The organism is Corynebacterium sp. p3-SID1194, from assembly GCF_025144155.1.
Lineage (GTDB): Bacteria > Actinomycetota > Actinomycetes > Mycobacteriales > Mycobacteriaceae > Corynebacterium.
Window position 1 is genome coordinate 53,348 of sequence record NZ_JALXWY010000002.1, and the last position, 20,957, is coordinate 74,304.

General features: G+C 63.1%; 26 protein-coding genes. 2 read left to right on the top strand and 24 right to left on the bottom strand.

What is annotated here, in order from left to right:
• Positions 1-8 precede the first annotated feature (8 nt).
• The 18 genes from rplQ to M3G19_RS02475 all read right to left on the bottom strand — a co-directional run bounded on the left by rplQ (position 9) and on the right by M3G19_RS02475 (position 13,327).
• Positions 9-596 (bottom strand): 50S ribosomal protein L17, encoded by a 588-nt coding sequence (gene rplQ / locus M3G19_RS02390; protein ID WP_259900281.1) that lies wholly within the window; start codon positions 594-596, stop codon positions 9-11.
• Between the two features lie 50 nt (positions 597-646).
• Positions 647-1,660 carry a DNA-directed RNA polymerase subunit alpha gene (locus tag M3G19_RS02395; RefSeq protein ID WP_210573898.1) on the bottom strand — a complete coding sequence of 338 codons (1,014 nt, stop codon included), beginning with the start codon at positions 1,658-1,660 and terminating at the stop codon, positions 647-649.
• 147 nt (positions 1,661-1,807) lie between these two features.
• Positions 1,808-2,413 carry a 30S ribosomal protein S4 gene (gene rpsD / locus M3G19_RS02400; RefSeq protein ID WP_259900282.1) on the bottom strand — a complete coding sequence of 202 codons (606 nt, stop codon included), beginning with the start codon at positions 2,411-2,413 and terminating at the stop codon, positions 1,808-1,810.
• 30 nt (positions 2,414-2,443) lie between these two features.
• Entirely contained in the window at positions 2,444-2,851 is a 408-nt protein-coding gene (rpsK, locus tag M3G19_RS02405) for a 30S ribosomal protein S11 (protein ID WP_210573900.1), read from the bottom strand.
• A gap of 3 nt (positions 2,852-2,854) precedes the next feature.
• The gene (rpsM, locus tag M3G19_RS02410; protein ID WP_005286639.1) at positions 2,855-3,223 is read right to left on the bottom strand and encodes a 30S ribosomal protein S13; all 369 of its coding nucleotides are present in this window, start codon (positions 3,221-3,223) and stop codon (positions 2,855-2,857) included.
• A gap of 255 nt (positions 3,224-3,478) precedes the next feature.
• Positions 3,479-3,697 carry a translation initiation factor IF-1 gene (gene infA / locus M3G19_RS02415; RefSeq protein WP_259850028.1) on the bottom strand — a complete coding sequence of 73 codons (219 nt, stop codon included), beginning with the start codon at positions 3,695-3,697 and terminating at the stop codon, positions 3,479-3,481.
• 190 nt (positions 3,698-3,887) lie between these two features.
• Positions 3,888-4,703 (bottom strand): L,D-transpeptidase, encoded by an 816-nt coding sequence (locus tag M3G19_RS02420; RefSeq protein ID WP_259900283.1) that lies wholly within the window; start codon positions 4,701-4,703, stop codon positions 3,888-3,890.
• A 62-nt stretch (positions 4,704-4,765) separates the two neighbouring features.
• Complete coding sequence (gene map, locus M3G19_RS02425) at positions 4,766-5,563, bottom strand: type I methionyl aminopeptidase (protein WP_259900284.1); 798 nt, start codon at positions 5,561-5,563, stop codon at positions 4,766-4,768.
• 75 nt (positions 5,564-5,638) lie between these two features.
• A complete protein-coding gene (locus tag M3G19_RS02430; protein ID WP_210573904.1) occupies positions 5,639-6,184 on the bottom strand; it encodes an adenylate kinase in 546 nt (181 codons plus the stop codon).
• Entirely contained in the window at positions 6,184-7,515 is a 1,332-nt protein-coding gene (gene secY / locus M3G19_RS02435; RefSeq protein ID WP_259900285.1) for a preprotein translocase subunit SecY, read from the bottom strand. Before secY ends, M3G19_RS02430 begins: the two co-directional genes overlap by 1 nt.
• A 308-nt stretch (positions 7,516-7,823) precedes the next feature.
• A complete protein-coding gene (gene rplO / locus M3G19_RS02440) occupies positions 7,824-8,342 on the bottom strand; it encodes a 50S ribosomal protein L15 (RefSeq protein WP_259900286.1) in 519 nt (172 codons plus the stop codon).
• A gap of 8 nt (positions 8,343-8,350) precedes the next feature.
• The gene (gene rpmD / locus M3G19_RS02445; protein WP_210575049.1) at positions 8,351-8,536 is read right to left on the bottom strand and encodes a 50S ribosomal protein L30; all 186 of its coding nucleotides are present in this window, start codon (positions 8,534-8,536) and stop codon (positions 8,351-8,353) included.
• A 5-nt stretch (positions 8,537-8,541) separates the two neighbouring features.
• A complete protein-coding gene (gene rpsE, locus M3G19_RS02450; RefSeq protein ID WP_210575065.1) occupies positions 8,542-9,225 on the bottom strand; it encodes a 30S ribosomal protein S5 in 684 nt (227 codons plus the stop codon).
• A 38-nt stretch (positions 9,226-9,263) separates the two neighbouring features.
• Entirely contained in the window at positions 9,264-9,671 is a 408-nt protein-coding gene (rplR, locus tag M3G19_RS02455) for a 50S ribosomal protein L18 (RefSeq protein ID WP_246875142.1), read from the bottom strand.
• A 3-nt stretch (positions 9,672-9,674) separates the two neighbouring features.
• Positions 9,675-10,211: a 50S ribosomal protein L6 gene (rplF, locus tag M3G19_RS02460; RefSeq protein WP_259900287.1), complete on the bottom strand. Its 537-nt coding sequence runs from the start codon at positions 10,209-10,211 to the stop codon at positions 9,675-9,677.
• A gap of 17 nt (positions 10,212-10,228) precedes the next feature.
• Entirely contained in the window at positions 10,229-10,627 is a 399-nt protein-coding gene (gene rpsH, locus M3G19_RS02465) for a 30S ribosomal protein S8 (RefSeq protein WP_210575045.1), read from the bottom strand.
• 388 nt (positions 10,628-11,015) lie between these two features.
• Positions 11,016-12,461, bottom strand: a complete 1,446-nt coding sequence (locus M3G19_RS02470) for an esterase-like activity of phytase family protein (protein WP_259900288.1) — start codon at positions 12,459-12,461, stop codon at positions 11,016-11,018.
• Positions 12,462-12,601: 140 nt separating this feature from the next.
• Complete coding sequence (locus M3G19_RS02475) at positions 12,602-13,327, bottom strand: DUF2786 domain-containing protein (RefSeq protein ID WP_210575037.1); 726 nt, start codon at positions 13,325-13,327, stop codon at positions 12,602-12,604.
• 196 nt (positions 13,328-13,523) lie between these two features.
• Between M3G19_RS02475 and M3G19_RS02480 the strand changes: the two genes are divergently transcribed.
• A complete protein-coding gene (locus M3G19_RS02480) occupies positions 13,524-14,531 on the top strand; it encodes an L-lactate dehydrogenase (protein WP_259900289.1) in 1,008 nt (335 codons plus the stop codon).
• Positions 14,532-14,552: 21 nt separating this feature from the next.
• On the opposite strand, the gene M3G19_RS02485 is transcribed toward M3G19_RS02480, so the two are convergent.
• Both M3G19_RS02485 and M3G19_RS02490 read right to left on the bottom strand, forming a co-directional pair.
• Complete coding sequence (locus M3G19_RS02485) at positions 14,553-15,317, bottom strand: ABC transporter permease (RefSeq protein ID WP_259900290.1); 765 nt, start codon at positions 15,315-15,317, stop codon at positions 14,553-14,555.
• A complete protein-coding gene (locus M3G19_RS02490; RefSeq protein WP_259900291.1) occupies positions 15,314-16,138 on the bottom strand; it encodes an ABC transporter ATP-binding protein in 825 nt (274 codons plus the stop codon). The genes M3G19_RS02485 and M3G19_RS02490 overlap by 4 nt, the downstream gene beginning before the upstream one ends.
• Positions 16,139-16,276: 138 nt before the next feature.
• Between M3G19_RS02490 and M3G19_RS02495 the strand changes: the two genes are divergently transcribed.
• Entirely contained in the window at positions 16,277-17,065 is a 789-nt protein-coding gene (locus M3G19_RS02495; RefSeq protein WP_259900292.1) for an HAD-IIA family hydrolase, read from the top strand.
• 37 nt (positions 17,066-17,102) lie between these two features.
• Here M3G19_RS02495 and M3G19_RS02500 read toward each other — a convergent pair whose 3' ends face one another.
• The 4 genes from M3G19_RS02500 to M3G19_RS02515 are packed head-to-tail and all read right to left on the bottom strand — an operon-like array spanning position 17,103 to position 20,942.
• A complete protein-coding gene (locus M3G19_RS02500; protein WP_259900293.1) occupies positions 17,103-17,909 on the bottom strand; it encodes an ABC transporter ATP-binding protein in 807 nt (268 codons plus the stop codon).
• 35 nt (positions 17,910-17,944) lie between these two features.
• Positions 17,945-18,973 (bottom strand): iron chelate uptake ABC transporter family permease subunit, encoded by a 1,029-nt coding sequence (locus tag M3G19_RS02505; RefSeq protein WP_259900294.1) that lies wholly within the window; start codon positions 18,971-18,973, stop codon positions 17,945-17,947.
• Entirely contained in the window at positions 18,974-19,993 is a 1,020-nt protein-coding gene (locus M3G19_RS02510) for an iron ABC transporter permease (RefSeq protein ID WP_259900295.1), read from the bottom strand.
• Positions 19,994-20,000: 7 nt separating this feature from the next.
• The gene (locus tag M3G19_RS02515; protein WP_259900296.1) at positions 20,001-20,942 is read right to left on the bottom strand and encodes an ABC transporter substrate-binding protein; all 942 of its coding nucleotides are present in this window, start codon (positions 20,940-20,942) and stop codon (positions 20,001-20,003) included.
• Between the last annotated feature and the right edge of the window lie 15 nt (positions 20,943-20,957).

A 20,957-nucleotide genomic window follows, 5' to 3' on the forward strand; every position in this document is an offset into this window, starting at 1 on the left:
AGAAGGTCTTACTTCTCGTCCTCGGCGGTCTCCTGGACCTCCGGAGCTTCAGCGGTGTCCTCGGCGACGGCCTCGTCGTTGGACTCAGCGTCAGCCGGTGCCTCAGCCTTGGTCTCCTCAGCCTCAGCCGGGGTCTCCTCAGCCTTCTCGTCGGCGTCGGCAGCAGCTGCCTCAGCCTCGGCGGCCTTCTCCTTGGAGGCGGCGGCGCGTGCAGCACGGTTCGCCTCGGAAGCCACGGTCTCCTCGAGAACGAGGGAGATGTTGACCATCGGAGCGTTGTCGCCCTTGCGGTTCTCGAGCTTGATGGTGCGGGTGTAGCCACCTGCACGGTTCTCGAACTTGGGGGCGAGCTCATCGAACAGGTACGCGGTGACGTCCTTGTTCGGGATGTCCTTGGCCACGGCGCGGCGGTCAGCGACCGAACCGGACTTGGCCTTGGTGATGATCTTCTCTGCGTACGGGCGCAGAACCTTGGCCTTGGCCTCGGTGGTCTTGATGGAGCCGTTCACGAACAGCTGGCTGGCCAGGTTGGACAGAATGTGCTTCTGGTGGCTAGCCGAACCGCCGAGACGCGGGCCCTTCTTCGGGGTAGGCATTGTTGTACTCCTCGTGTTGTTTGTGTCAGTGCGCTTTGTTTACTCGGCGTTTACTCAGCGTCATCCATGGCGCCGTCGACGAAGTCGCCGGTCTCAGCGTCGTAGCCCTCGAGCTGGGTCGGATCGAAGTCTTCCGGGGCATCCTTGAGGGTCAGGCCCAGGGAAGCAAGCTTGATCTTGACCTCGTTGATGGACTTCTGGCCGAAGTTGCGGATATCCAGCAGGTCCGATTCGGTGCACTCTGCGAGTTCACCGACGGTGTGGATCTCCTGGCGCTTCAGGCAGTTGTAGGAACGCACGGAGAAGTTCAGGTCCTCGATCGGCATGTTGTACGCGGCGATATACTCCGTCTCCTGCGGGGACGGGCCGATCTCGATGCCCTCAGCTGCGGTGTTCAGCTCGCGTGCGAGGCCGAACAGCTCGACGAGGGTGGAGCCAGCGGACGCGAGGGCGTCGCGGGCGGTCATGGAGTTCTTGGTCTCCACGTCGATGATCAGCTTGTCAAAGTCGGTACGCTGCTCAACACGCGTCGCCTCAACCTTGTAGGACACCTTCAGCACCGGCGAGTAGATCTGGTCGACCGGGATACGGCCGATCTCGCCGCCGGAGTTGGTCATCGCCGGAACGTAGCCGCGGCCACGCTCAACAACAAGTTCCATCTCCAGGCGCGCCTGCTCGTTGAGCGAGGCGATGTGCAAGTCCGGGTTGTGCACGGTGACGTCAGCCGGCAGATCGATGTCTGCGCCGGTGACCTCGCCCGGGCCTTCCTTGGACAGGTACATGACCACCGGCTCGTCGGAGTCGGAGGACAGGACCAGGTTCTTCACGTTGAGGATGATCTCAGAGACGTTCTCTTTGACACCGTTAATCGTGGTGAACTCGTGGAGCACACCGTCGATCTTGATGGAGGTCACGGCTGCGCCCGGGATGGACGACAGCAGCGTGCGGCGCAGAGAGTTGCCGAGGGTGTAGCCGAAACCAGGCTCGAGCGGCTCGATGACGAACTTCGAACGGTTGGTGTCGATGTATTCCTCGGTGAGCTGAGGACGCTGTGAGATGAGCATGAACTTCTCCTTCCGGCGACCGCTATATGACGCCGTAGAGGGTGCCAGCGAGGTGAGTCGCCGACACGGATGACAGTTGAAAGGGCGCCGTCGATAAGCAATTGCTTGTCGACGCCCCGAAGTACCGCAATGCGCGGAACTTCTACTTTACTTCGAGTAAAGCTCGACGATGAGCTGCTCCTGCAGCGGCACGTCGATCTGAGCGCGCTCGGGCAGCTGGTGCACGAGGATGCGCAGGGTCTCCGGAACGACCTGGAGCCACGCCGGAACGACAGAGTCGACCAGTGCGTCCTGGGCCTCTTCGAACCAGAGCATGCCGCGGGACTTTTCGCGCACGTCAATGATGTCGTACTGGGTCACGCGGTAGGACGGCACGTTGGTCTTCTTGCCGTTGACCGTGAAGTGACCGTGGGACACGAGCTGACGAGCCTGACGGCGGGTACGCGCCAGACCAGCGCGGTACACGACGTTGTCCAGACGGGACTCCAGCAGGATGAGCAGGTTGTCGCCGGTCTTGCCCGGGAGGCGGTTAGCCTCCTCGTAGTAGCGGCGGAACTGCTTCTCCATCACACCGTAGGTGTAACGGGCCTTCTGCTTCTCCTGGAGCTGCAGCAGGTACTCAGATTCCTTGATGCGTGCGCGGCCAGCCTGCCCCGGAGGGTAGGGGCGACGCTCGAACGACATGTCGCCGCCGACCAGGTCGACGCGCAGGCGGCGAGACTTACGGGTAGCAGGGCCGGTATAACGAGCCATGATGTATTACCTCTTTTCCTTTCTCACCAGTTAAACGCGACGACGCTTCGGCGGACGGCAACCGTTGAACGGCTGCGGCGTCACGTCGGAGATCGAGGACACCTCCAGGCCGGCGGCCTGGATGGAACGGATAGCGGTCTCGCGGCCGGAGCCCGGACCCTTGACGAAAACGTCGACCTTCTTCATGCCGTGGTCCATTGCCTTGCGGGCAGCGTTCTCGGCGGCCATCTGAGCGGCGAACGGGGTGGACTTACGGGAGCCCTTGAAGCCGACGTGGCCGGAGGATGCCCAGGAGATCACAGCGCCGTTCGGGTCCGTGATGGACACGATGGTGTTGTTGAAGGTGGACTTGATGTACGCGTGGCCAGCGGCCACATTCTTCTTGGCTACGCGGCGACCGGAGCGGCGCGCAGCAGCGGAGCGAGTCTTCGGTGGCATAGGTTACTTCTTCTTTCCTGCGATGGTCTTCTTCGGTCCCTTGCGGGTACGCGCGTTGGTCTTGGTGCGCTGGCCGCGGACCGGGAGTCCACGACGGTGGCGCAGGCCCTGGTAAGAGCCAATTTCGATCTTGCGGCGGATGTCAGCCTGAACTTCGCGGCGAAGGTCGCCCTCGACCTTCCAGGAGTTCTCGATGACATCACGAAGAGCGGCGACCTGATCGTCGGTCAGGTTGTCGGTGCGCAGGTCCGGAGAGATGCCCGTCTTCTCGAGCAGCTCCTTGGAACGGGCCGGGCCAATTCCGTAGATGTAGGTAAGTGCGACCTCCATGCGCTTGTTGCGCGGCAGGTCGACACCAGCTAGACGTGCCATGTGGTACGTGCCTTTCGGGTTGTTTCGGTGGTTTTCTCCCCACTCGTCCACGCCACGCGGCACTTGTGTCCGGTCCGAACCGGACTATTGGGCCGTGATTCACGTGGCTCCAGCCACCGCAGCCGGAGGTTGCATGGACTGCCTCGTCGTACGTCGATGTACGGCGAGCGCGATCCGAGAGTAAGGAGGCTTCAGGTCAGTTGCGACTGACTCACAACGCCTTTGTTCCCCTACGAGGGAATTCTCGGTGGAGAATTACTTGTAGCGGTAGACGATACGTCCGCGATCCAGGTCGTACGGGGACAGTTCCACGACGACGCGGTCCTCGGGGAGGATGCGGATGTAGTGCTGACGCATCTTGCCGCTGATGTGTGCGAGAACCTCGTGCCCGTTGTCGAGTTCGACACGGAACATCGCGTTCTTCAAGGGCTCGATAATGCGACCCTCGACCTCGATTGCGCCTTCTTTAGCCATACACTCCGCTTTCCCGGCACCGTGCAAAACCGCTGGTGCCTAACGTATTTGAGTCAATTGCTTGTAGTGCGCTGGGGATTTCCCCGTACACCACCGATTCACTCTAGCCATCTACCTGCGGAAAAGCAAAATCCTCCCAGGCCCCGGTTCCCGCGGGGTCTGGGAGGAGGAGTGCATCTCCGGTTCCGTCTTAGAAGACGTGGACCTGGTCGCCGATGCGCAGGGTGTTGAAGTAGGTCTGCGCGTCGCCGCGGTACATGCGGATGCAGCCGGCGGACTTGATCGACGGGTCACCCTGGTGGAACGCAATGCCGTTGTTGGTGAAGTAGGTCGCGAACGGCATCGGGGCGTTATTGAACTCGTAGGAGATCTCGTCCTTGACCTTGCGGTTGACGTAGTGGAAGCCCTTCGGGGTCTCCTGCCCCGGCTTACCGGATGCCATGCGGACCGGACCGTAAGTGATCTTGCCATTTTCCTGCAGCCAGGTGCGCTGGTTCTTCAGATCGACGCATGCGCGTGCCGACGGTGCGCAGCCCTGCGGCTGCTGCGGCTTGGGTGCCGGCTTCGGCTTCGGGGCCGGCTTCGGAGCGGGCTTGGGTGCCGGCTTCGGTTTCGGCTTAGGCTTCGGGGTGTGCTCAGCGATCAGGCCCGGAGCGATGGCCTCGACGAGTCGGTCGATGCCCTCGTGGAGTTGCTTCTCCTGTGCCTTATTTCCACCCGAGATTGCGGAGGCATTCGCACGCAGGGCGTTGCGTGCGTCCCACACCGCGTTGCGGGCATCAGTCGTGATCGTCATCGACGCAGCCTGCAGAGACTTCTCTGCCTGCTGGAGGAACGGGGAGCTGCTCGATGCCGAGGACAGGGACGGAGCAGCCGGTGCGGCATCAGCCGTGGCCGGGGACACGACGAGCGCGGCAGCGATGCCGGCACCTGCAAGCAGGGAGCCCGCACGGCGGACGAAGCGGGAAGTGGTCGTTTCTTTGGCGTGGCGCGGGGAAGTGAACATGGTGGAAAGTATAACCCTCTTCAAGTAAAAACCGGGATTGAAGCCGTCAGCCAGCGCGGCGCTTACCCCTCCCGAGGGGTGAGAATGCGCGGGCCGTCGGCTGTGGCGGCGACAGTGTGCTCCCAATGGGCGGCCGGCGAACCGTCCGCCGAGACCACGGTCCATTCGTCGTCAAGCACGTCGGAATCGGTCTCGCCGCCGAGGATCAGCATCGGTTCGATCGCCAGCACGGAGCCTTCCGCAATGCGCGGGCCACGGCCAGGGCGGCCCTCATTGTGCAGGTACGGGTCCTCGTGCATCTCGCGGCCAATTCCATGCCCGCCATAGCCGTCGAGAATGCCAAGCTTGATGCCGTATTCAGCTTCAGCTTCGCGGGTGGCGCGCTCGAGGGCATGGGAGACGTCGGTAAGCCGGTTGCCAGGAACCATCGCTTGGAGTCCGACGTGCAGCACCTGCTCGGTTGCGCGATTGAGCTTATCGACGTCCGCTGCCAGCTGCCCCACCCCGAAGCTCCACGCCGAATCGCCGACCCATCCGTCCAGTGTGGCACCGCAGTCGATGGAGACCAGATCCCCCTCTTTGAGCACGACCTTGGCACTGGGAATGCCGTGGACCACGACCTCGTTCACCGAAGAGCAAATGCTGCCCGGGAAACCTCCGTAGCCCTTGAATGTCGGAATCGCACCGTGATCGCGGATCACCTGCTCCGCCACCGCATCCAGATCAGCGGTGGTGGCACCGGGGCGCGCCACCTTGCGCACTTCCACAAGCGCGGCACCGACGATGCGTCCCGCTTCTTCCATCGCGTCGAGCTCCCCCGGCGTTTTCGCCGGAATGGTCTTCTTGCGGCCGAACAACATGAGCGATTTCCTCCAAACAAAAGAAAGCGCTGGCCCAGTACAGGCCAGCGCGAAACGTTGTGAAACGCGGGGTGGTTACTTACCCAGCTGCTCCATAGCGCGGGCGTTGACCTCGTCGACGTCACCCTCGGCGTCGATGTTGATGATCGCATCGCCGTAGTGGTCGATCAGCGGAGCCGTCTCATCGCGGTAGACCTGCAGACGGGTGCGGATCGTGTCCTCGTTGTCATCTGCGCGGCCGCGGGCCAGCATGCGCTCGACCACGACGTCCTCGTTGATCTTGAAGTTGAGCACGCCATCGAGCTTCTGCTCGTTGCGGGCCAGCAGCTCCTGGAGGATCTCGGCCTGCTCAACGGTGCGCGGGAAGCCGTCGAGAAGCCAGCCGTTCGCCGCGTCCTCCTCGTTCAGGCGCTCCTCCACCATGCGTGCGGTGACGTCGGTGGGGACGAGCTTGCCAGCATCGATGTACTCCTTCGCCTCCTTGCCCAGCGGGGTTCCTTCACCGATATTCGCGCGGAACAGATCGCCCGTGGAGATATGCGGAATGTTCAGCTTCTCCGAGAGAATCGCTGCCTGGGTGCCTTTGCCGGCACCGGGAGGGCCGAGGAGAACGAGACGCATTATTTCAACAGTCCTTCGTAGTTGGATTGCAGTAGCTGAGATTCAATTTGCTTCACCGTGGTTAGCGCCACGGAGACCATAATCAGGATAGCCGTGCCGCCGAACGCGGACATGCTGCCCCCCTTGCCGCTGCCGCTGATACCCAGATCCAGAGCGATATTCGGGAGGATTGCGATGAGACCGAGGTAGATGGCACCGACGAAGAGCAAACGGTTCATCACGAACGCCAAGTACTCGGCCGTCGGGCGGCCCGGACGGATGCCCGGAATGAAGCCACCGTACTTCTTCATATTCTCAGCTTGCTCGTACGGATCGTACTGGATGGAGACGTAGAAGTATGCGAAGAAGATAATCAGAACGAAGTACGTCAGGATGTACTGCCAAGACGCCGGGTTCTGCAGCCACGCCATGACGGTGGACATCCACCAGTTATCCGGCGGGGTCGGCTTGTTGGAGTTGATGATCTGGGTGATCAGCACCGGCACGTACATCAGGGAGGACGCGAAGATCACCGGGATAACGCCGGCCTGGTTGACCTTCAGCGGCAGGTAGGTGGAGGTGCCACCGTACTGGCGACGACCCACCATGCGCTTTGCGTACTGCACCGGGATGCGGCGCTGGCCCTGCTCGATGAAGACGATGCCCACGACCAACAGGATCACAGCAGCGATGACGACGCCGAAAACGACCGGGCCGGACTGACGGAAGATATTCGCGCCGTCGGTGGGCAGACGCGTCGCAATACCCGCGAAAATCAGCAGGGACATACCGTTGCCGACGCCCTTTTCGGTGATGATCTCACCGAGCCACATGATGAGCACAGCACCAGAGGTCATGACGATGACCATCATCGCCAGCGTCCACAGGTTGCGGTCCTCCACCAGGACCGGCACGCCCTGACCCAGCAGCTGCTCGCGGTCAGCCAGTGCCACGATGCCCGAGGACTGCAGCAGAGCCAGCGCCACGGTGAGATAACGCGTGTACTGCGTCATCTTCGCCTGGCCGGACTGGCCCTCCTTCTTCAGCTCCTCGAAGCGCGGGATCACCACGGTGAGCAGCTGCACGATGATCGACGCCGTGATGTACGGCATGATGCCGATGGCGAAGATCGATAGCTGCAGCAGCGCGCCACCGGAGAAGAGGCTAATCACCGAGAAGATGTTGCTTTCATCTCCCTGGGTGAGCGCGTTGAGACGCTCCGCGATGATTCCGTAGTCAACTCCCGGGGTCGGGATCTGTGCACCGATGCGGTAGAGAACGATCAGCGCAATAGTGATGAGAATCTTCTTGCGTAGATCGGCATCCTTGAACGCCTGAACAATGGCTGACACGTGGCCTCCTGGCTCCAACCGCCCTGCAGCCGGGGCCGCAGATGGTCTCTGTGGCTGCGCGGTAGGTAGCGGACAGTAGATAACGTACGTTGATGCCTAGCCCGGCTACCCGACACTCCGCCTGGGCGGACCCGCCGGATAAACGGTAGACATATTTTGACTCGTCCACCCTACCAGGTGGGTATGCGAAACCACGATTCCCCCGGCAAGCTTCCGTTTATGAGGGTCCGGAAACGAGAAAACTCCCCGCCCGAGCAGTGCGTGAGCACTACCCGCGCGGGGAGTTTTTCAGTTCAGAGCGGACTAGCTTAGTCCTCCTTGGACTCCGTCTCCTCAGCCTTGTCGGCGTTGTCAGCCTTCTTGGCCTCAGCAGCCGTGTCAGCAACCTCGGTGGTGGAGCCACCAGCGGCCGCGATCTTCTCGGCGGCGGACTTGGAGAACTTCTCTGCGGTGATGTCGAGCTTGACGGAGATCTCGCCGTCGCCCAGCACCTTCACCGGCCGGTTCTTGCGGACCAGGCCAGCTGCAGCGATGTCAGCGGTGGTGATGGTGCCACCCTTCGGGAACGCCTCAGCCAGGTCGGCAACGTTGACCACCTGGTAGACGATCTTGTTGTTGTTCTTGAAGCCCTTGAGCTTCGGCAGACGCATGTGCAGCGGCATCTGGCCACCCTCGAAAGCAGCGGAAACCTGCTTACGAGCCTTGGTGCCCTTCGTACCGCGGCCAGCGGTCTTACCCTTGGATGCCTCACCGCGGCCGACGCGGGTCTTGGCCTTGTTTGCACCCTCAGCCGGGCGCAGATCATGGAGCTTGATGATGTCAGCCATGTCAGTACCTACTCCCCTGCTACTTCTTCAACGGTGACCAGGTGGGCCACCTTGAGGATCTGGCCGCGGGTCGCGCTGTTGTCCTGCTTGACGACAGACTGACCGATCTTGCGCAGACCGAGAGCCTCGAGGTTCTTACGGGTAGCCGGCTTCTCGCCGACCTTGCCGTGGTGAAGTGTAATTTTCAGTGCCATTGTGCTTAAGCCTCCTGTCCTGCGCGCTGACGCAGCATGCGTGCGGGGGCGACTTCCTCGATGGACTTGCCACGACGAGCGGCAACTTCCTCGGGGCGCACAAGTTCCTTCAGGCCAGCAACGGTGGCCTTGACCACGTTGAGGGCGTTGTCGGAACCCAGCGACTTAGCCAGGATGTCCTGGACGCCGGCGCACTCGAGCACCGGACGGGCAGCGCCGCCGGCGATGACACCGGTACCGGGAGCAGCCGGACGCAGCATGACCACGCCTGCGGCATCCTCGCCCTGAACCGGGTGCGGGATGGTGCCGCCGATCATCGGGACACGGAAGAAGTTCTTGCGAGCCTCTTCTGCACCCTTCTGGATAGCGGCGGGGACTTCCTTCGCCTTGCCGTAGCCAACGCCGACCATGCCCTGGCCGTCGCCGACCACCACGAGGGCGGTAAAGGACATGTTGCGGCCACCCTTGACGGTCTTGGCAACACGGTTGATGGTGACAACACGCTCGATGTATTTATCGCGCTCGTCCTGTGCACCACCGCGACGGTCGTCGCGGCGGCCACCACGGCCACCACGGTCGTTGCGGTCATTGCGTCCGCCGCGGTCGTTGCGGCCGCCGCGGTCGTTGTTGTTCTGGTTCTTCTGGTCGTCGGCGGATGCTCCGCCGTCACGCCGTTCACGCTCGGCCATGTCGCGATCCTTCCGTTGAGTTTCGTCTGCGGTGGTCATTAGAACTTCAGACCACCTTCGCGGGCGGCGTCGGCAAGCGCGGCGACGCGGCCGTGGTACTTGTAGCCGCCACGGTCGAAGACGACCGTTTCGATGCCGGCTTCCTTGGCGCGCTCAGCGATGAGCTCGCCGACCTTAGCTGCCTTAGCCTTCTTGTCACCCTCAAGGGTGCGCACTGCATCTTCCATGGAGGAAGCGGACACGAGAGTGTGACCGGCCAGGTCGTCGATGACCTGGACATGCATGTGGCGGGAGCTGCGGTGCACGACGAGACGCGGGGTCTCCGGGGTGCCACGCAGGGTCTTGCGGATGCGGTTGTGGCGGCGGACGCGGGCCTCGCGGCGGCGGGTAGCAATGTCCCGGCCGACCGGGGTGCGCTTCTGAGTAGTCTTTTCTTCAGTGCTCATGGATTACTTACCCGTCTTTCCGACCTTGCGGCGAACCTGCTCGCCCTCGTAGCGGATGCCCTTACCCTTGTACGGATCATCCTTGCGGAGGCGGCGGATATTCGCGGCGACCTGGCCAACCTGCTGCTTGTCAATACCTTCGATGGAGAGCTTCGTGTTGCCGTCGACGGCGAACGTGATGCCCTCCGGAGCCTCGATGAGGACCGGGTGCGAGTAGCCGAGGGAGAACTCGAGGTTCTTGCCCTTGAGCTGGACACGGTAGCCGACACCGAAGATCTCCATGTTGATCTTGTAGCCCTCGGTGACGCCGACAACGCAGTTGTTGATCAGCGAGCGGGACAGACCATGGAGCGAGCGGTTGTCGCGGTGGTCATTCGGACGAGAAACCACGATCTGGTTCTCTTCAACGGCTGCGGTGATCGGTTCCGGGACATCGACGGTCAGGGTGCCCTTCGGACCCTTGACCTCGACGTGCTGGCCGTCGATCTTGGTTTCCACACCGTTGGGGATGGTGATAGGTGCGTTACCTACACGAGACATATCTGTTCAACCTCCCTTTACCAGACGTAGGCGAGGACTTCCCCACCTACACCCTTCTCTTGGGCCTGACGGTCGGTCAGCAGGCCGTGGGACGTGGAGATGATCGCCACGCCGAGGCCGCCGAGAACCTGCGGCAGGTCGTTGGACTTCGCGTAGACACGCAGACCGGGCTTGGACACGCGACGCAGACCAACGATGGAGGTCTGACGCGACGGGCCGTACTTGAGCTCGAGGGTCAGGGTCTTGCCGACCTTTTCTTCCTCGACCTTGTAGTCAGCGATGTAGCCCTCCTGCTTGAGGATCTCCGCGATGTTGACCTTCAACTTCGAGGAGGGCATGGACACGGTCTCGTGGTGCGCGTTGTTTGCGTTGCGCACGCGAGACAGCATGTCCGCAATGGGATCTGTCATGGTCATGGTTGACCGCTTACCTTTCTCGTTGCGGTTCCCATTAACCCACCTGGTCCATGTGCCCGAAAGCACTTTGAACTCGCGTTTTCCGTGTGTTCTGTCGGGGGCTACTACGAATGGAAAATTCACCTGACCGGCGTGTTTTCCGACTCAAACAGTGTGGGCGCTCCTTGCCGCTCAATAACGGAAGATGCTCGCCGCCACCCTTCATACGGTCCGCATTTCGGCGGGGGGCCTGCAACAAAGTTGGATGTATACGTTCAATGCGGATCTGGCGCACGCATACCGCGCGCGCAGAACCGTTGGTAAACCATACAGGTCAGGGCAAAGAAAGCACAAATTGCTTAGCGACGCCCCGCCTGCCCCCTCGTCCTGCCGAATCGTGAGCGTTCGGCTACGGCACCAGGACGGTGTGGAAGTACGTCGTCTGGGTCTCGTTGAAGTTGTTGTCCGAGACGACGATCAGGGTGCGGCGCCCGTCCTCGGTGCGCGGACCCCATGCCAGGCCTTCGACGTTGTCCGGGTGCGGCTTCTCGGTGGCGAAATCGAAGACGAGTTCCTTGGACACCGTCTTCTCGTCGCCGTCCAGCTTTTCTTTGCCCAGCACGTCATCGGCGCCGTCGAGATCGAGCTTGTAGATCTCAGCCTTGTTCTCGCCGTTTTCGCCCAAGTCCTTGAAGAAGCCACGCTGCAGCATGTAGAGATCGCCGTTGTCGTCAGCCAAAAGCGACGTCGCGCCACGTCCGGCTTCGAGCTTGACAACGAGCTCGCGGGTCGGCTTGCCGCTCTCCAGGTCGTAGAAGGTGATGCGGTTGGCAGACGCGTCCTTCTCCGTGTTCTTCGCGCCATCCTGGGCGAGGGCGTTTTCTTCGACGGTGACGGCCGTGCGCCCGCCGTCGATAAGCGTCATGCCCTCCGGCCCGTTGTTGTTGTAGATGCCGCGCGTGGAAATGCCGTTGGGCACCTGGTAGCCCGGCACGTCGATGCGGCGGATTTCCTTGCCGTCAGGCGCGGACTCGATGAGCTGCGGCGGGACGACCTGACCGGGCTTGCCGTTGCCCTCCGTGGTCCACAGGAAATTGCCGTTCGGCAGGACACGGATTTCCTCTGGGTCAATGAACTCATCGTAGGCCTTGCCCTCCGGATCGGTGAACTCGATGACGCCGTCGCGGGTGAAAGTCTTGTGATCCGTCGTGGTGAAGACATAAGCGCGGACCGGGCCGTGCTCGTTCTTGTCGTCGGAGAGAACGACGTAGCGGCCCGGCGCGACCTCGTCGATGCCGCTGAACCCGCCAGCAGCCGGATCATCGTTGACCGCGCTGAAATCGAAGCGGTTCGCGTACTCCGCCTTCATCGGCTCCGCTGGTGCGGGCTGATCCTTGTCCCCCTTCGAAGAACCCGGCAGCTCGCCCGTGAGCGCCTGGATGATCACGAAGCTGAGCCCGCCGAGCACCGCGGCAGCGGCCACGACACCCGCCAGCGCCGCCGGCACCGGTACCGTGACCCCACCGATATTCACCTCGCGCTGCCCGAGGCCTTCCAGGTCGAACGGCAGCGACGACAGGTCGTTCAGCCCTGGGATAGCGGGCGCGGGTGCAGGCGCCGCGGCCGGCTGCGGAGCGGGCGCGGGTGCAGGCGCCGCGGCCGGCTGCGGAGCGGGTGCCGGGGCTGGTGCCGCGGCCGGCTGCGGAGCGGGTGCCGGGGCTGGTGCCGGCTCAGGGTGCCCGCCGTGTGCGACGGCGGGTGCCGGGTTGGCTGCAAGAGCGACCGAAACGGTGAGGGCGACAGCGGCGCGCACTGCGGGTCGGCGGCCAGCAGCGAAACGGGTGGAACGGGACATGACTACTCCTGAAGCTCGGCGAAACGTGATTCCAAGCCTAAGAAGCACCGCGTGTGCCGCAAGCGCTGCAGCGGCAATTCATGTCCCCGTAATAGACCCGTTGATCCGCGTTCAACTCGTCGGAGCGCCCCGGATGTGACCTAGCACGGCAACGCCGGGCGCGCGCGGACACGAGTCTGGCCGAGATCGCTGGTCTCCCCCGCACTCACGCCACGGAAATACGACCCGGCGTCGACCGTCGCCTTCGATGCGCGGTTGGTGAATTCGATGCCCTGCTGTGCAGCGAAAGCGCTCATCGCGTCGCTTGCTTTATCGCGGTCGTCCATCAGCGCTAGGGCGTATTCGCCCTTGCCTGCGGCGACCGTGCCTTCGGCCGCTTGCAGCCGCTCAGTGATCACGCTGATGAACCCGCCCATGAAAGAGCGGCGCGCCACCACCGTCGCCACACCGAGTGCGCGGCTGCCGCTGATCTGCTGCGCCCCGGCAGCCATCTGCGGGTTGAGGACTCCGAAGAGCATGTCCACCCGTTCTATGTGGCGGCGGAGGCCGAAAGCGGTGACGGTAGAGATTTTGCGGGAGCGCCTGGTGCTTTCCATGTAGCCCATGCAGTGCAATGCGTTGCAGAGATTCAGCAAAAGCGACGCTTGCATGTCGGTATAAGAGCCGCCCAAGGCGAATGTGCGCATAATCACCTCATCACCGTCGGTCGGGTTCCGCAGGTCCCTTTCCTCGAAACCGTACGCCGCCATGAGCTCAAAAGCCTTCTGGTAAAAGATCTCCCCCTCGGCCGTTCCGGCCCGGTCCGCTGCCTGGTTAAGCAGCTTTTGAACACGTTCTTTGACCTTGTCGATATTCGTCGTACCCATAATGTCCCCCTTGATTTTTGTTGTGTGGAAGGTACGCCACTGGTTCTATCGCGCGCTTGCACCCACGTCGCCCGCTGTCGAACACTGCCCTGTGGATAACTTCGTCCCCGGCACGATTCTACGGCCGGGACTAGGGTCGGGAACTAAGGCTGCCAACTGCTTTTGCACAGCAGCGACAACGAGCGAAGGAGCATCAATGATCCATCCGAACGCATCGCGCAAGGTCGACGTCGACACCAACACCCCCACCCCCGGCAACAAGGTCGTTCTGATCGGTGCCGGCGACGTCGGAATGGCATACGCCACGGCCATCGTCAACCAGGGCTTGTGCGACCACCTCGCCATCATCGACCTGAATGAAGAGAAAGTCTGGGGCGAGGTCGCTGACCTCAACCACGCTGTGCCGTGGTCCGGACACAACACCCGCATCACCCAGGGCACCTACGAGGATTGCCGCGACGCCGCTGTCGTGGTCAACTGCGCGGGCGTCGCCCAGCGCGACGGCGAGACCCGCCTCGAGCTCGTCGGCCGCAACGTGAAGATCTTCAAGTCCATCGTCGATGAGGTCATGGACCACGGCTTCAACGGCATCTTCGTCGTGGCCACCAACCCGGTCGATGTCCTCGCTTACGCGACCTGGAAGTTCTCCGGCCTGCCGTCCAACCGCATCATCGGCTCCGGCACCGTGCTGGACACCGCACGCTACCGCTTCGCTCTCGGCGAGTACTTCGGCATCAGCGCTTCCTCTGTCCACGCCTACGTCATCGGCGAGCACGGCGACACGGAGCTGGCTGTCGTCTCCTCCGGTTCCGCAGCGGGCATCCCGTTGACCACCCGCCTGGAAAAGATGGCGGAGACCGACCCGAACACCTCCAACAAGATGGAGGAGATCTTCGTCAAGACCCGCGACGCGGCCTACGACATCATCCGCGCGAAGGGTTCCACCAGCTACGGCATCGGTGGCGGTCTCGCCCGCATCACCCGCGCGGTGCTCAAGAACGAGAACGTCGTCCTGCCGGTCAGCGCCCTGCTCGAAGGCCAGTACGGCGAAGAAGACATCTACATCGGCACCCCGGCCGTGATCAACCGCAACGGCATCCAGGATGTCGTCGAGCTCTCCCTCGACGAGCACGAGTCCGAGCAGTTCGCTCACTCCGCTAAGGTCCTGCGCGATGTCATGACCCAGGCGGAGCTCACGGACTAGTTCCCGCTCTAACCGCGGCCGCTACTCGCGGCCTTTCTCTCGCCGGTCGAGCATCATGCTCGCACCGGCGAAAATTATGCTCCAGACAATGACGCTGACGATGGCCCACCACAGTGGGTCGGTGACGAGTTGGTCACCATCGTTGGTCACCTGAGTTCCTTCGGTCAGCGGATACCGGGTCAACACGGCCGCCCCGTACAGCGGGGTGAATCGTGCGGCCTGCAGCATTGCGCCGGAAAGCGGAACGAACATATTCGCCGCGAAGCCGAGCACCACCACCGACATCGTCGCGATGGACACGGAAGCGGGCGTCTTCAGCGCCTGCGCCCACACAAGCCCGTAGAACCCGAACGGAAGCGACAGCAACGAGGTGAGCAAGAATGTTTGCCACCAGGCATTCGGCTGCATCTCGGCGTTGAACAGGGCGCCTGTGAGGAAGACTGCGGCGACGGGCAGCACGGCATGCACGGCGATGAGTAGCAGCCTGGCCCCCATGATCTGCGAGCTGCGCAGCGGGGTCAGCGCTAGCGTTCGCCCCCACCCCGTGATGTTCTCCACGACGGCATTACTCGCCGTGGAGACAGCTCCGGTGATTCCGCCGTACAGGGCCATACCGACCATGACGTAGGCGGCGACATTGCCGTTGCCGAATTCTGCGTCGGTTTGCTGGGTTGCCGAGCTGAAGATGAGATAGAAGACGACGGGGAGCACGACTGAGGAGATGAGCGTGCTCCACCGGGTGCTGATGCGTTTGAGGTTAAAGAGTGCGAATTTTGCGGAACTCATGAGTTGATCTCTTTTCCGGTCAGCTCGATGAATGTGTCTTCAAGCGTGGAGGGGGTCACGGTGAGATTGCGGGCGTCGGTTTCCGTGAGCAACCAACGCACCAACTCATCGGAATTCCCGGTTCGCACCGTCAGCGTTCCGTCACGGTATTCGGCCCCGGGAACCTGCTGCGCATATTGCTTATCGACGACAGCGCTCACCCAATTCCACCCCGTGGCCTCCCGCAGTTCTGTAGCACTACCATCTGCGATCACTTGGCCCTTGTCCAGGATGACGATGCGGCGCGCCATCTGTTCGGCTTCTTCCAGATAATGCGTGGAGAACAAAATGGTCCGCCCGTTTCGGGCTTGCTCATGCATGGCATCCCAGAAAGTGTGCCGAGCAGCGGGATCCATGCCCGTTGTGGGCTCGTCGAGCACGAGGATGTCCGGGTGCCCCAGCAATGCGAGCGCGAACCTCACCCGCTGCTGTTGCCCGCCCGAGCACTTCCCCACCCTGCGTCCTGCAATATCCTGCAGACCTGCCGCTTCGATGGCGCTGTCGACGCTCATCGGATCGTGGTGGGTCGACGCGATCATCGCGACGGTGTCGCGCACCGTCAGGTCTGGCAACAGCCCGCCGGTCTGCATGACCGCGCCGATACGAGCATCGCGCACAGCATCGTGCGGAGTCGTTCCAGCAATCCGCACGTCCCCCGATGTAGGCCGTGTCAGTCCGAGCAATAGGTCGATCAACGTCGTCTTGCCCGCACCGTTGCGCCCCAGCAAGCCGACTACTTCGCCCTCCCCGACATCCAGCGAGACATCGTTGAGGGCCGTCACACTCCCGAATTCTTTTTTCAATCCCCGTGTTTGGATCACAAAATAAATTTAAGCGTGATGTGGCTCACTTGTCCATATATTTCCCTTGTTTTTTGGCGAGTAGACTCGCGAGCGGATTCTCGCCCGGAAGGAGAAAGCATGATTTCCTACTTGACCGACATGGACGGCGTGCTGCACCGCGAGGGATCGGTGATCCCGGGCGCTGAGGAGTTCGTCTCCGCCCTGCGGGAGGAGGGAATCCCGTTCATGGTGCTCACGAACAACTCCATGCAGACGCCGCGGGACCTGTCCGCGAAGCTCGTGCGCATGGGCCTGAACATCGACCCCGAAAGGATTTGGACATCTGCGACAGCCACCGCCCACTTCCTGTCCAAGCAGGCGGGCGAGTCCAGCGCGTACGTCATCGGGGAAGCAGGCTTGACGACGGCTCTTCACGAGCAAGGCTGGATCCTCACCGACGCCGACCCCGCCTTCGTAGTCCTAGGTGAAACGCGCACCTACTCCTTCGAAGCGATCTCCACCGCGGCGAACCTGATCATGAACGGTGCCCGCTTCATCGCCACCAACCCGGATGTGACCGGCCCCGGCCCGAACGGAGTCGTGCCTGCCACCGGCGCAGTCGCCGCAATGATCACCGCCATGACCGGCAGGAGCCCCTACTACGTGGGCAAACCCAATCCGGTGATGATGCGTACGGCCCTGAACAATATCGGCGCCCACTCCGAAAACACCGTGATGATCGGCGACCGCATGGACACCGATGTCAAAGCCGGCCTCGAAGCCGGCATGCGCACCATCCTCGTGCGCACCGGCATTTCCGACGACGCCGAAATCGACCGCTACCCCTACCGCCCCACCACGATCCTCGACTCCGTAGCCGAACTAGCAAGTCGCGTTCACGACCCGTTCAACGACAACGAGGCTTAGGGGAGCTCTCTTCCACGCTTGCCGGCATGGGAAGCACCTAGCGCACGGTCCCGCGCGGGACGATGACGGGGGCAACACCGGCTGGGTCGTCCCACACCTCGGCCCGCAGCCCGTAAGCCTGTGCCAGAACTTCCGCAGTCAAGGCCTGCTCCGGCGTGCCATGCGCCACGATGGCGCCGTCGCGCATGACCACCATCGTGTCGGAAAACATGCCGGCCAGCATGAGGTCGTGCAGGACCATCACTACGGCCTTGCCGCGGCGCGCCTGCTCCCGGGCGAGGGAGAGCATGTCAATGGCGTGGGCGGGATCGAGGAAGGTAGTTGGCTCGTCGAGCAGCAGCACGGGTGTGTCCTGCGCCAAGGTCATGGCCAGCCACACTCGCTGACGCTGTCCGCCGCTCAATGCGTCGATATCGCGTTCAAGGAGGTCGCTGATCCCCGTGGCCTCGCAGGCGCGGGCGATCGCCTCATGGTCAGCGGCGGACGGACCAGCCATGCGAGCTTGGTGCGGATGTCGCCCGCGGGCGACGAGCTCCCCGACATACAACCCGCCCGGTGCGCTCGGGTGCTGCGGCAGGAGAGCCACACGGCGGGCGGCCTCGCGCGCCGACAGGGAGTGGATATCGACACCATCGACGTGCACCATTCCCGCACTGGGCACGAGAAGTTTGGACATCGCCTTGAGCAGTGTCGACTTGCCGCAGCCATTCGGCCCAATGAGCGTGGTCACCTCCCCTGCGCGCGCCGTTAAGTCGATGCCGTGGAGCACCTCCGCTCCGTCCCCGTAACCCACCCTTATGCCCTGAGCCACAAGTGCGTCCGCGGTCTGTGTCTTGCTGTTCATTTCCTTGCTTTCCTTCTGGATTGTTGCGCCTCGCGCTAGCGGTCTCGGCTCCACACCAGCACCACCAGAACGACCCCTCCGAGAGCGGCGGAAACAGCTCCCACCGGCGCGGTCGACGGGATGAAACCGCCGATCACAGCGCACACCCCCAAGATCGCCGCCCCCGCAGCCCCCGCCACCAGCGGCGAGGGAGTCGGGGTGCCGGCGACGAGCCGACCGAAGTGCGGAGCGATAAGCGCGACGAAGCCGATCGGCCCGGCAGCTGCGACCACCACCGCCGATACACCCGTGGCCGCGATGAGCAACGCCTTGCGCTGCGCAGTAATGTTCACACCGAGCATCGCGGCCGAGTCGTCGTCATGCGCCAAAATCGGCAGGTCGCGTCCACACCACGCCCCGAGCGCGACGAAGGGCGCAAGCCCCACCAGCAGCGGGAGGATGGCATCCATGCGGACAAACTCAGTGGACCCAGCCAGCCAGGTCTGCGCCTCGGCGGCGCGCAGGATCTCGGCACGAAGCAGCAGGTAACTCACCGCCGCATGCAGCATGAGGGTCAGCGCGACACCGACGATGACGATCCTGTCACTTGTCCCGATTCCCCCGATCAGCGCCAGCACCACGACGACGGCGGCCGCACCCACCAGTGCGAGCAGCGCGCGCCACCAGAAGACGGGGATCTCGTCCGCGAAGGAGGGGCGGTAGGTGATGCTGCCCAGCACCACGAAAGCCGCCGCACCGGAGGTCACCCCCAAAATATCCGGGGAGGCCAGCATGTTGCGTGACATCGACTGCGTCCACGCCCCCGCCATTCCGAGCGCTGCCCCGACGATGAGTGTCGCCAAGGCGACGGGCATCCGCAGGTCCCACACCGCCATGATCTCGCGGTTGGTGCCGCCTCCGGTAAGCACGTCCACCACCCGCGCTGGGCTCAGCTCCAACGCCCCCTGCCCGAGAAGGACCAGGTAGGCGGCTCCAGCCACGGCGGCAAACACTGCTCCAGCGACAGCCGTCCTTCTCCTGCGCTCGCGCCGCTGCGCACCCAGGATCTCTACGATCCGGTCCATCTACGCCACCGCCTTCTGCATCGTCGAGCCCTGGCGCACCGCCGCGATGAGCACAGGCCCACCAATCACGGCCATGACGATCGACATCTCGACCTCACCGGGACACATGATCAGGCGCCCAACGACATCTGCAATCAGCACCAGCGCTCCGCCGAACAGGGCCGATGGCAGCAGGAGACGGCTAACCTGAGGGCCGACGACGCGACGCATGATGTGTGGCGCCGCGAAGCCGACGAAGGCGACGGGTCCGGCGGTCGCGGTGGCGCAACCGGCGAGAATCACCACGCCGAGTGCAGCGAAAACCCGCGCCAGCCAGGGCGAGCCGCCCAGCGCGAGGGACGTCTCCTCCCCCATGGCCAAAAGGTCCAGGGGACGTGCGGCTAACACAGCGACCAGCATCCCGACGGCGAGCCCGGCCCACGCAACAGCAGCATCGGCATAGCCGCGTCCAATGGTCGAGCCGACCACCCAGTGCCTCATGCTGTCGAGCACCTCAGTGTCGAACAGTCCGATGAGGACTGAACCCGCGCTCAAGGAGGCGCCGACTCCCATACCCACCAGAATCAGAGTGAGCGGGCTAGCAGAGCGGCGTGACACGACGAGCACCAGAGCGGAAGCGGCAGCCGCACCAACGAAAGCGTGAACGGTGGCTCCGGCAAGGCCGACCACCGTGCCTATGGCGCTACCGAGGGCCACCGCGAACGCTGCGCCCGCGGTGACTCCGATGAACCCGGGGTCCGCCAGCGGATTGCGTGTCCACGCCTGAGCCAAAACGCCGGCAACGGCCAAGCACGCCCCGACGGCGTAGGCGAGCAGGGTGCGCGGAACGCGTAGCTGCCAGAAGATGGTGCGCACGTCGATGCTGCCTTGCCCTTTTGCCGCGCCGACGAGCTCACCTAGCGGGATCGCGCGTGATCCAAGCGCCAATGAGGCCACCACCGCCACGGCTGAAACGGCAACGAGTGTGATGAGTGCTCGTCGTGTTGCCGCGGTGCGGACCAGGATATTAGCTGTGCTCATCGGGCTCTCAGAGCTGTTCCTCGAACCTCTCCGCGACCCACGGGATGGTCACCGGGTTGGGCATGCTCATAGCGCTGCCGGTATCGGTGTCGAGGTAGCGCACGCGCCCATCGCGCACCACATCGAGATTCTTGAACGTCGGGTCATCTTTGATCTGGTCGACCAAGCCATTGTAGTCGAGGACAAACAGGTAGTCCACGTTATTGAGCTCGGTGTAATTCTCCGGCGCATAATCGACGAAGAAAGTCGAGCCGTCGCCCTGCAGCTCATCCGGGATATCAAAGCCTAAGTCCTCAATGAACTGCCCTCGCCCGTCCTCGGCCGTGTAGAGGCCAATCTTGCCGTCGTACGGCATGACGATGGCGGCACGCGCGCCCTGCACCTCAGGGTGATCCCGGCGGAAATCATCGAAGACCTGCTGCGTCTGCTTGACCAGCTCCTGGCCCTCAGACCCCTTTCCGACGCCCTCGGCAATCGCAGTGACCTGATCCTCCCAGGGGACCTGCCAGTCGTCGAACTCTTCAGGAGCTAGCGTCGTCGGCGCGATGTTTTCCAGTGACTCCTGGGCCTCGACATCGACCGCCTGGTTCACGGCGACAATATGGGTGGGGTCCACCGCAGAGACCTGCTCGAGAATATCGGCGGTGAAGCCACTAGCGGAGTTATAGATGGCCACGGGGTCGGCATCGCCAAGCAAGTGCTCAGACCACGGACCGACGCCGGAAGGGCCGACGTCTCCCTCCGCTCCCCACGGGGCAACGGCGACAGGAGTGATCCCGAGGGCGAGCAGCGTATCAGCGTCGCCGAGGCCGAGGCTGGCCACGCGCATCTCGGCGGAGTTCGCCGCGGGCTCGGGCTCACCCTCGCCACGCGAGCAGCCCGTCAGTGCGACGGCGGCGGTTGCCACGAGGGCGACGGTGCTGGCGGCACGCTTTTTCAGAAAATTCATAGTGGGGTCCTTGGA

Excerpts from the sequence above, each read along its gene's own strand:
- rplQ (WP_259900281.1), bottom strand. The coding sequence starts at position 596 with ATGCCTACCCCGAAGAAGGGCCCGCGTCTCGGCGGTTCGGCTAGCCAC.
- M3G19_RS02395 (WP_210573898.1), bottom strand. The coding sequence starts at position 1,660 with ATGCTCATCTCACAGCGTCCTCAGCTCACCGAGGAATACATCGACACC.
- rpsD (WP_259900282.1), bottom strand. The coding sequence starts at position 2,413 with ATGGCTCGTTATACCGGCCCTGCTACCCGTAAGTCTCGCCGCCTGCGC.
- rpsK (WP_210573900.1), bottom strand. The coding sequence starts at position 2,851 with ATGCCACCGAAGACTCGCTCCGCTGCTGCGCGCCGCTCCGGTCGCCGC.
- rpsM (WP_005286639.1), bottom strand. The coding sequence starts at position 3,223 with ATGGCACGTCTAGCTGGTGTCGACCTGCCGCGCAACAAGCGCATGGAG.
- infA (WP_259850028.1), bottom strand. The coding sequence starts at position 3,697 with ATGGCTAAAGAAGGCGCAATCGAGGTCGAGGGTCGCATTATCGAGCCC.
- M3G19_RS02420 (WP_259900283.1), bottom strand. The coding sequence starts at position 4,703 with ATGTTCACTTCCCCGCGCCACGCCAAAGAAACGACCACTTCCCGCTTC.
- map (WP_259900284.1), bottom strand. The coding sequence starts at position 5,563 with ATGTTGTTCGGCCGCAAGAAGACCATTCCGGCGAAAACGCCGGGGGAG.
- M3G19_RS02430 (WP_210573904.1), bottom strand. The coding sequence starts at position 6,184 with ATGCGTCTCGTTCTCCTCGGCCCTCCCGGTGCCGGCAAAGGCACCCAG.
- rplO (WP_259900286.1), bottom strand. The coding sequence starts at position 8,342 with ATGGCTGACATCATCAAGCTCCATGATCTGCGCCCGGCTGAGGGTGCA.
- rpmD (WP_210575049.1), bottom strand. The coding sequence starts at position 8,536 with ATGGCACTGAAAATTACACTTCACCACGGCAAGGTCGGCGAGAAGCCG.
- rpsE (WP_210575065.1), bottom strand. The coding sequence starts at position 9,225 with ATGGCCGAGCGTGAACGGCGTGACGGCGGAGCATCCGCCGACGACCAG.
- rplR (WP_246875142.1), bottom strand. The coding sequence starts at position 9,671 with ATGAGCACTGAAGAAAAGACTACTCAGAAGCGCACCCCGGTCGGCCGG.
- rplF (WP_259900287.1), bottom strand. The coding sequence starts at position 10,211 with ATGTCTCGTGTAGGTAACGCACCTATCACCATCCCCAACGGTGTGGAA.
- rpsH (WP_210575045.1), bottom strand. The coding sequence starts at position 10,627 with ATGACCATGACAGATCCCATTGCGGACATGCTGTCTCGCGTGCGCAAC.
- M3G19_RS02470 (WP_259900288.1), bottom strand. The coding sequence starts at position 12,461 with ATGTCCCGTTCCACCCGTTTCGCTGCTGGCCGCCGACCCGCAGTGCGC.
- M3G19_RS02475 (WP_210575037.1), bottom strand. The coding sequence starts at position 13,327 with ATGGGTACGACGAATATCGACAAGGTCAAAGAACGTGTTCAAAAGCTG.
- M3G19_RS02480 (WP_259900289.1), top strand. The coding sequence starts at position 13,524 with ATGATCCATCCGAACGCATCGCGCAAGGTCGACGTCGACACCAACACC.
- M3G19_RS02485 (WP_259900290.1), bottom strand. The coding sequence starts at position 15,317 with ATGAGTTCCGCAAAATTCGCACTCTTTAACCTCAAACGCATCAGCACC.
- M3G19_RS02495 (WP_259900292.1), top strand. The coding sequence starts at position 16,277 with ATGATTTCCTACTTGACCGACATGGACGGCGTGCTGCACCGCGAGGGA.
- M3G19_RS02500 (WP_259900293.1), bottom strand. The coding sequence starts at position 17,909 with ATGAACAGCAAGACACAGACCGCGGACGCACTTGTGGCTCAGGGCATA.
- M3G19_RS02505 (WP_259900294.1), bottom strand. The coding sequence starts at position 18,973 with ATGGACCGGATCGTAGAGATCCTGGGTGCGCAGCGGCGCGAGCGCAGG.
- M3G19_RS02510 (WP_259900295.1), bottom strand. The coding sequence starts at position 19,993 with ATGAGCACAGCTAATATCCTGGTCCGCACCGCGGCAACACGACGAGCA.
- M3G19_RS02515 (WP_259900296.1), bottom strand. The coding sequence starts at position 20,942 with ATGAATTTTCTGAAAAAGCGTGCCGCCAGCACCGTCGCCCTCGTGGCA.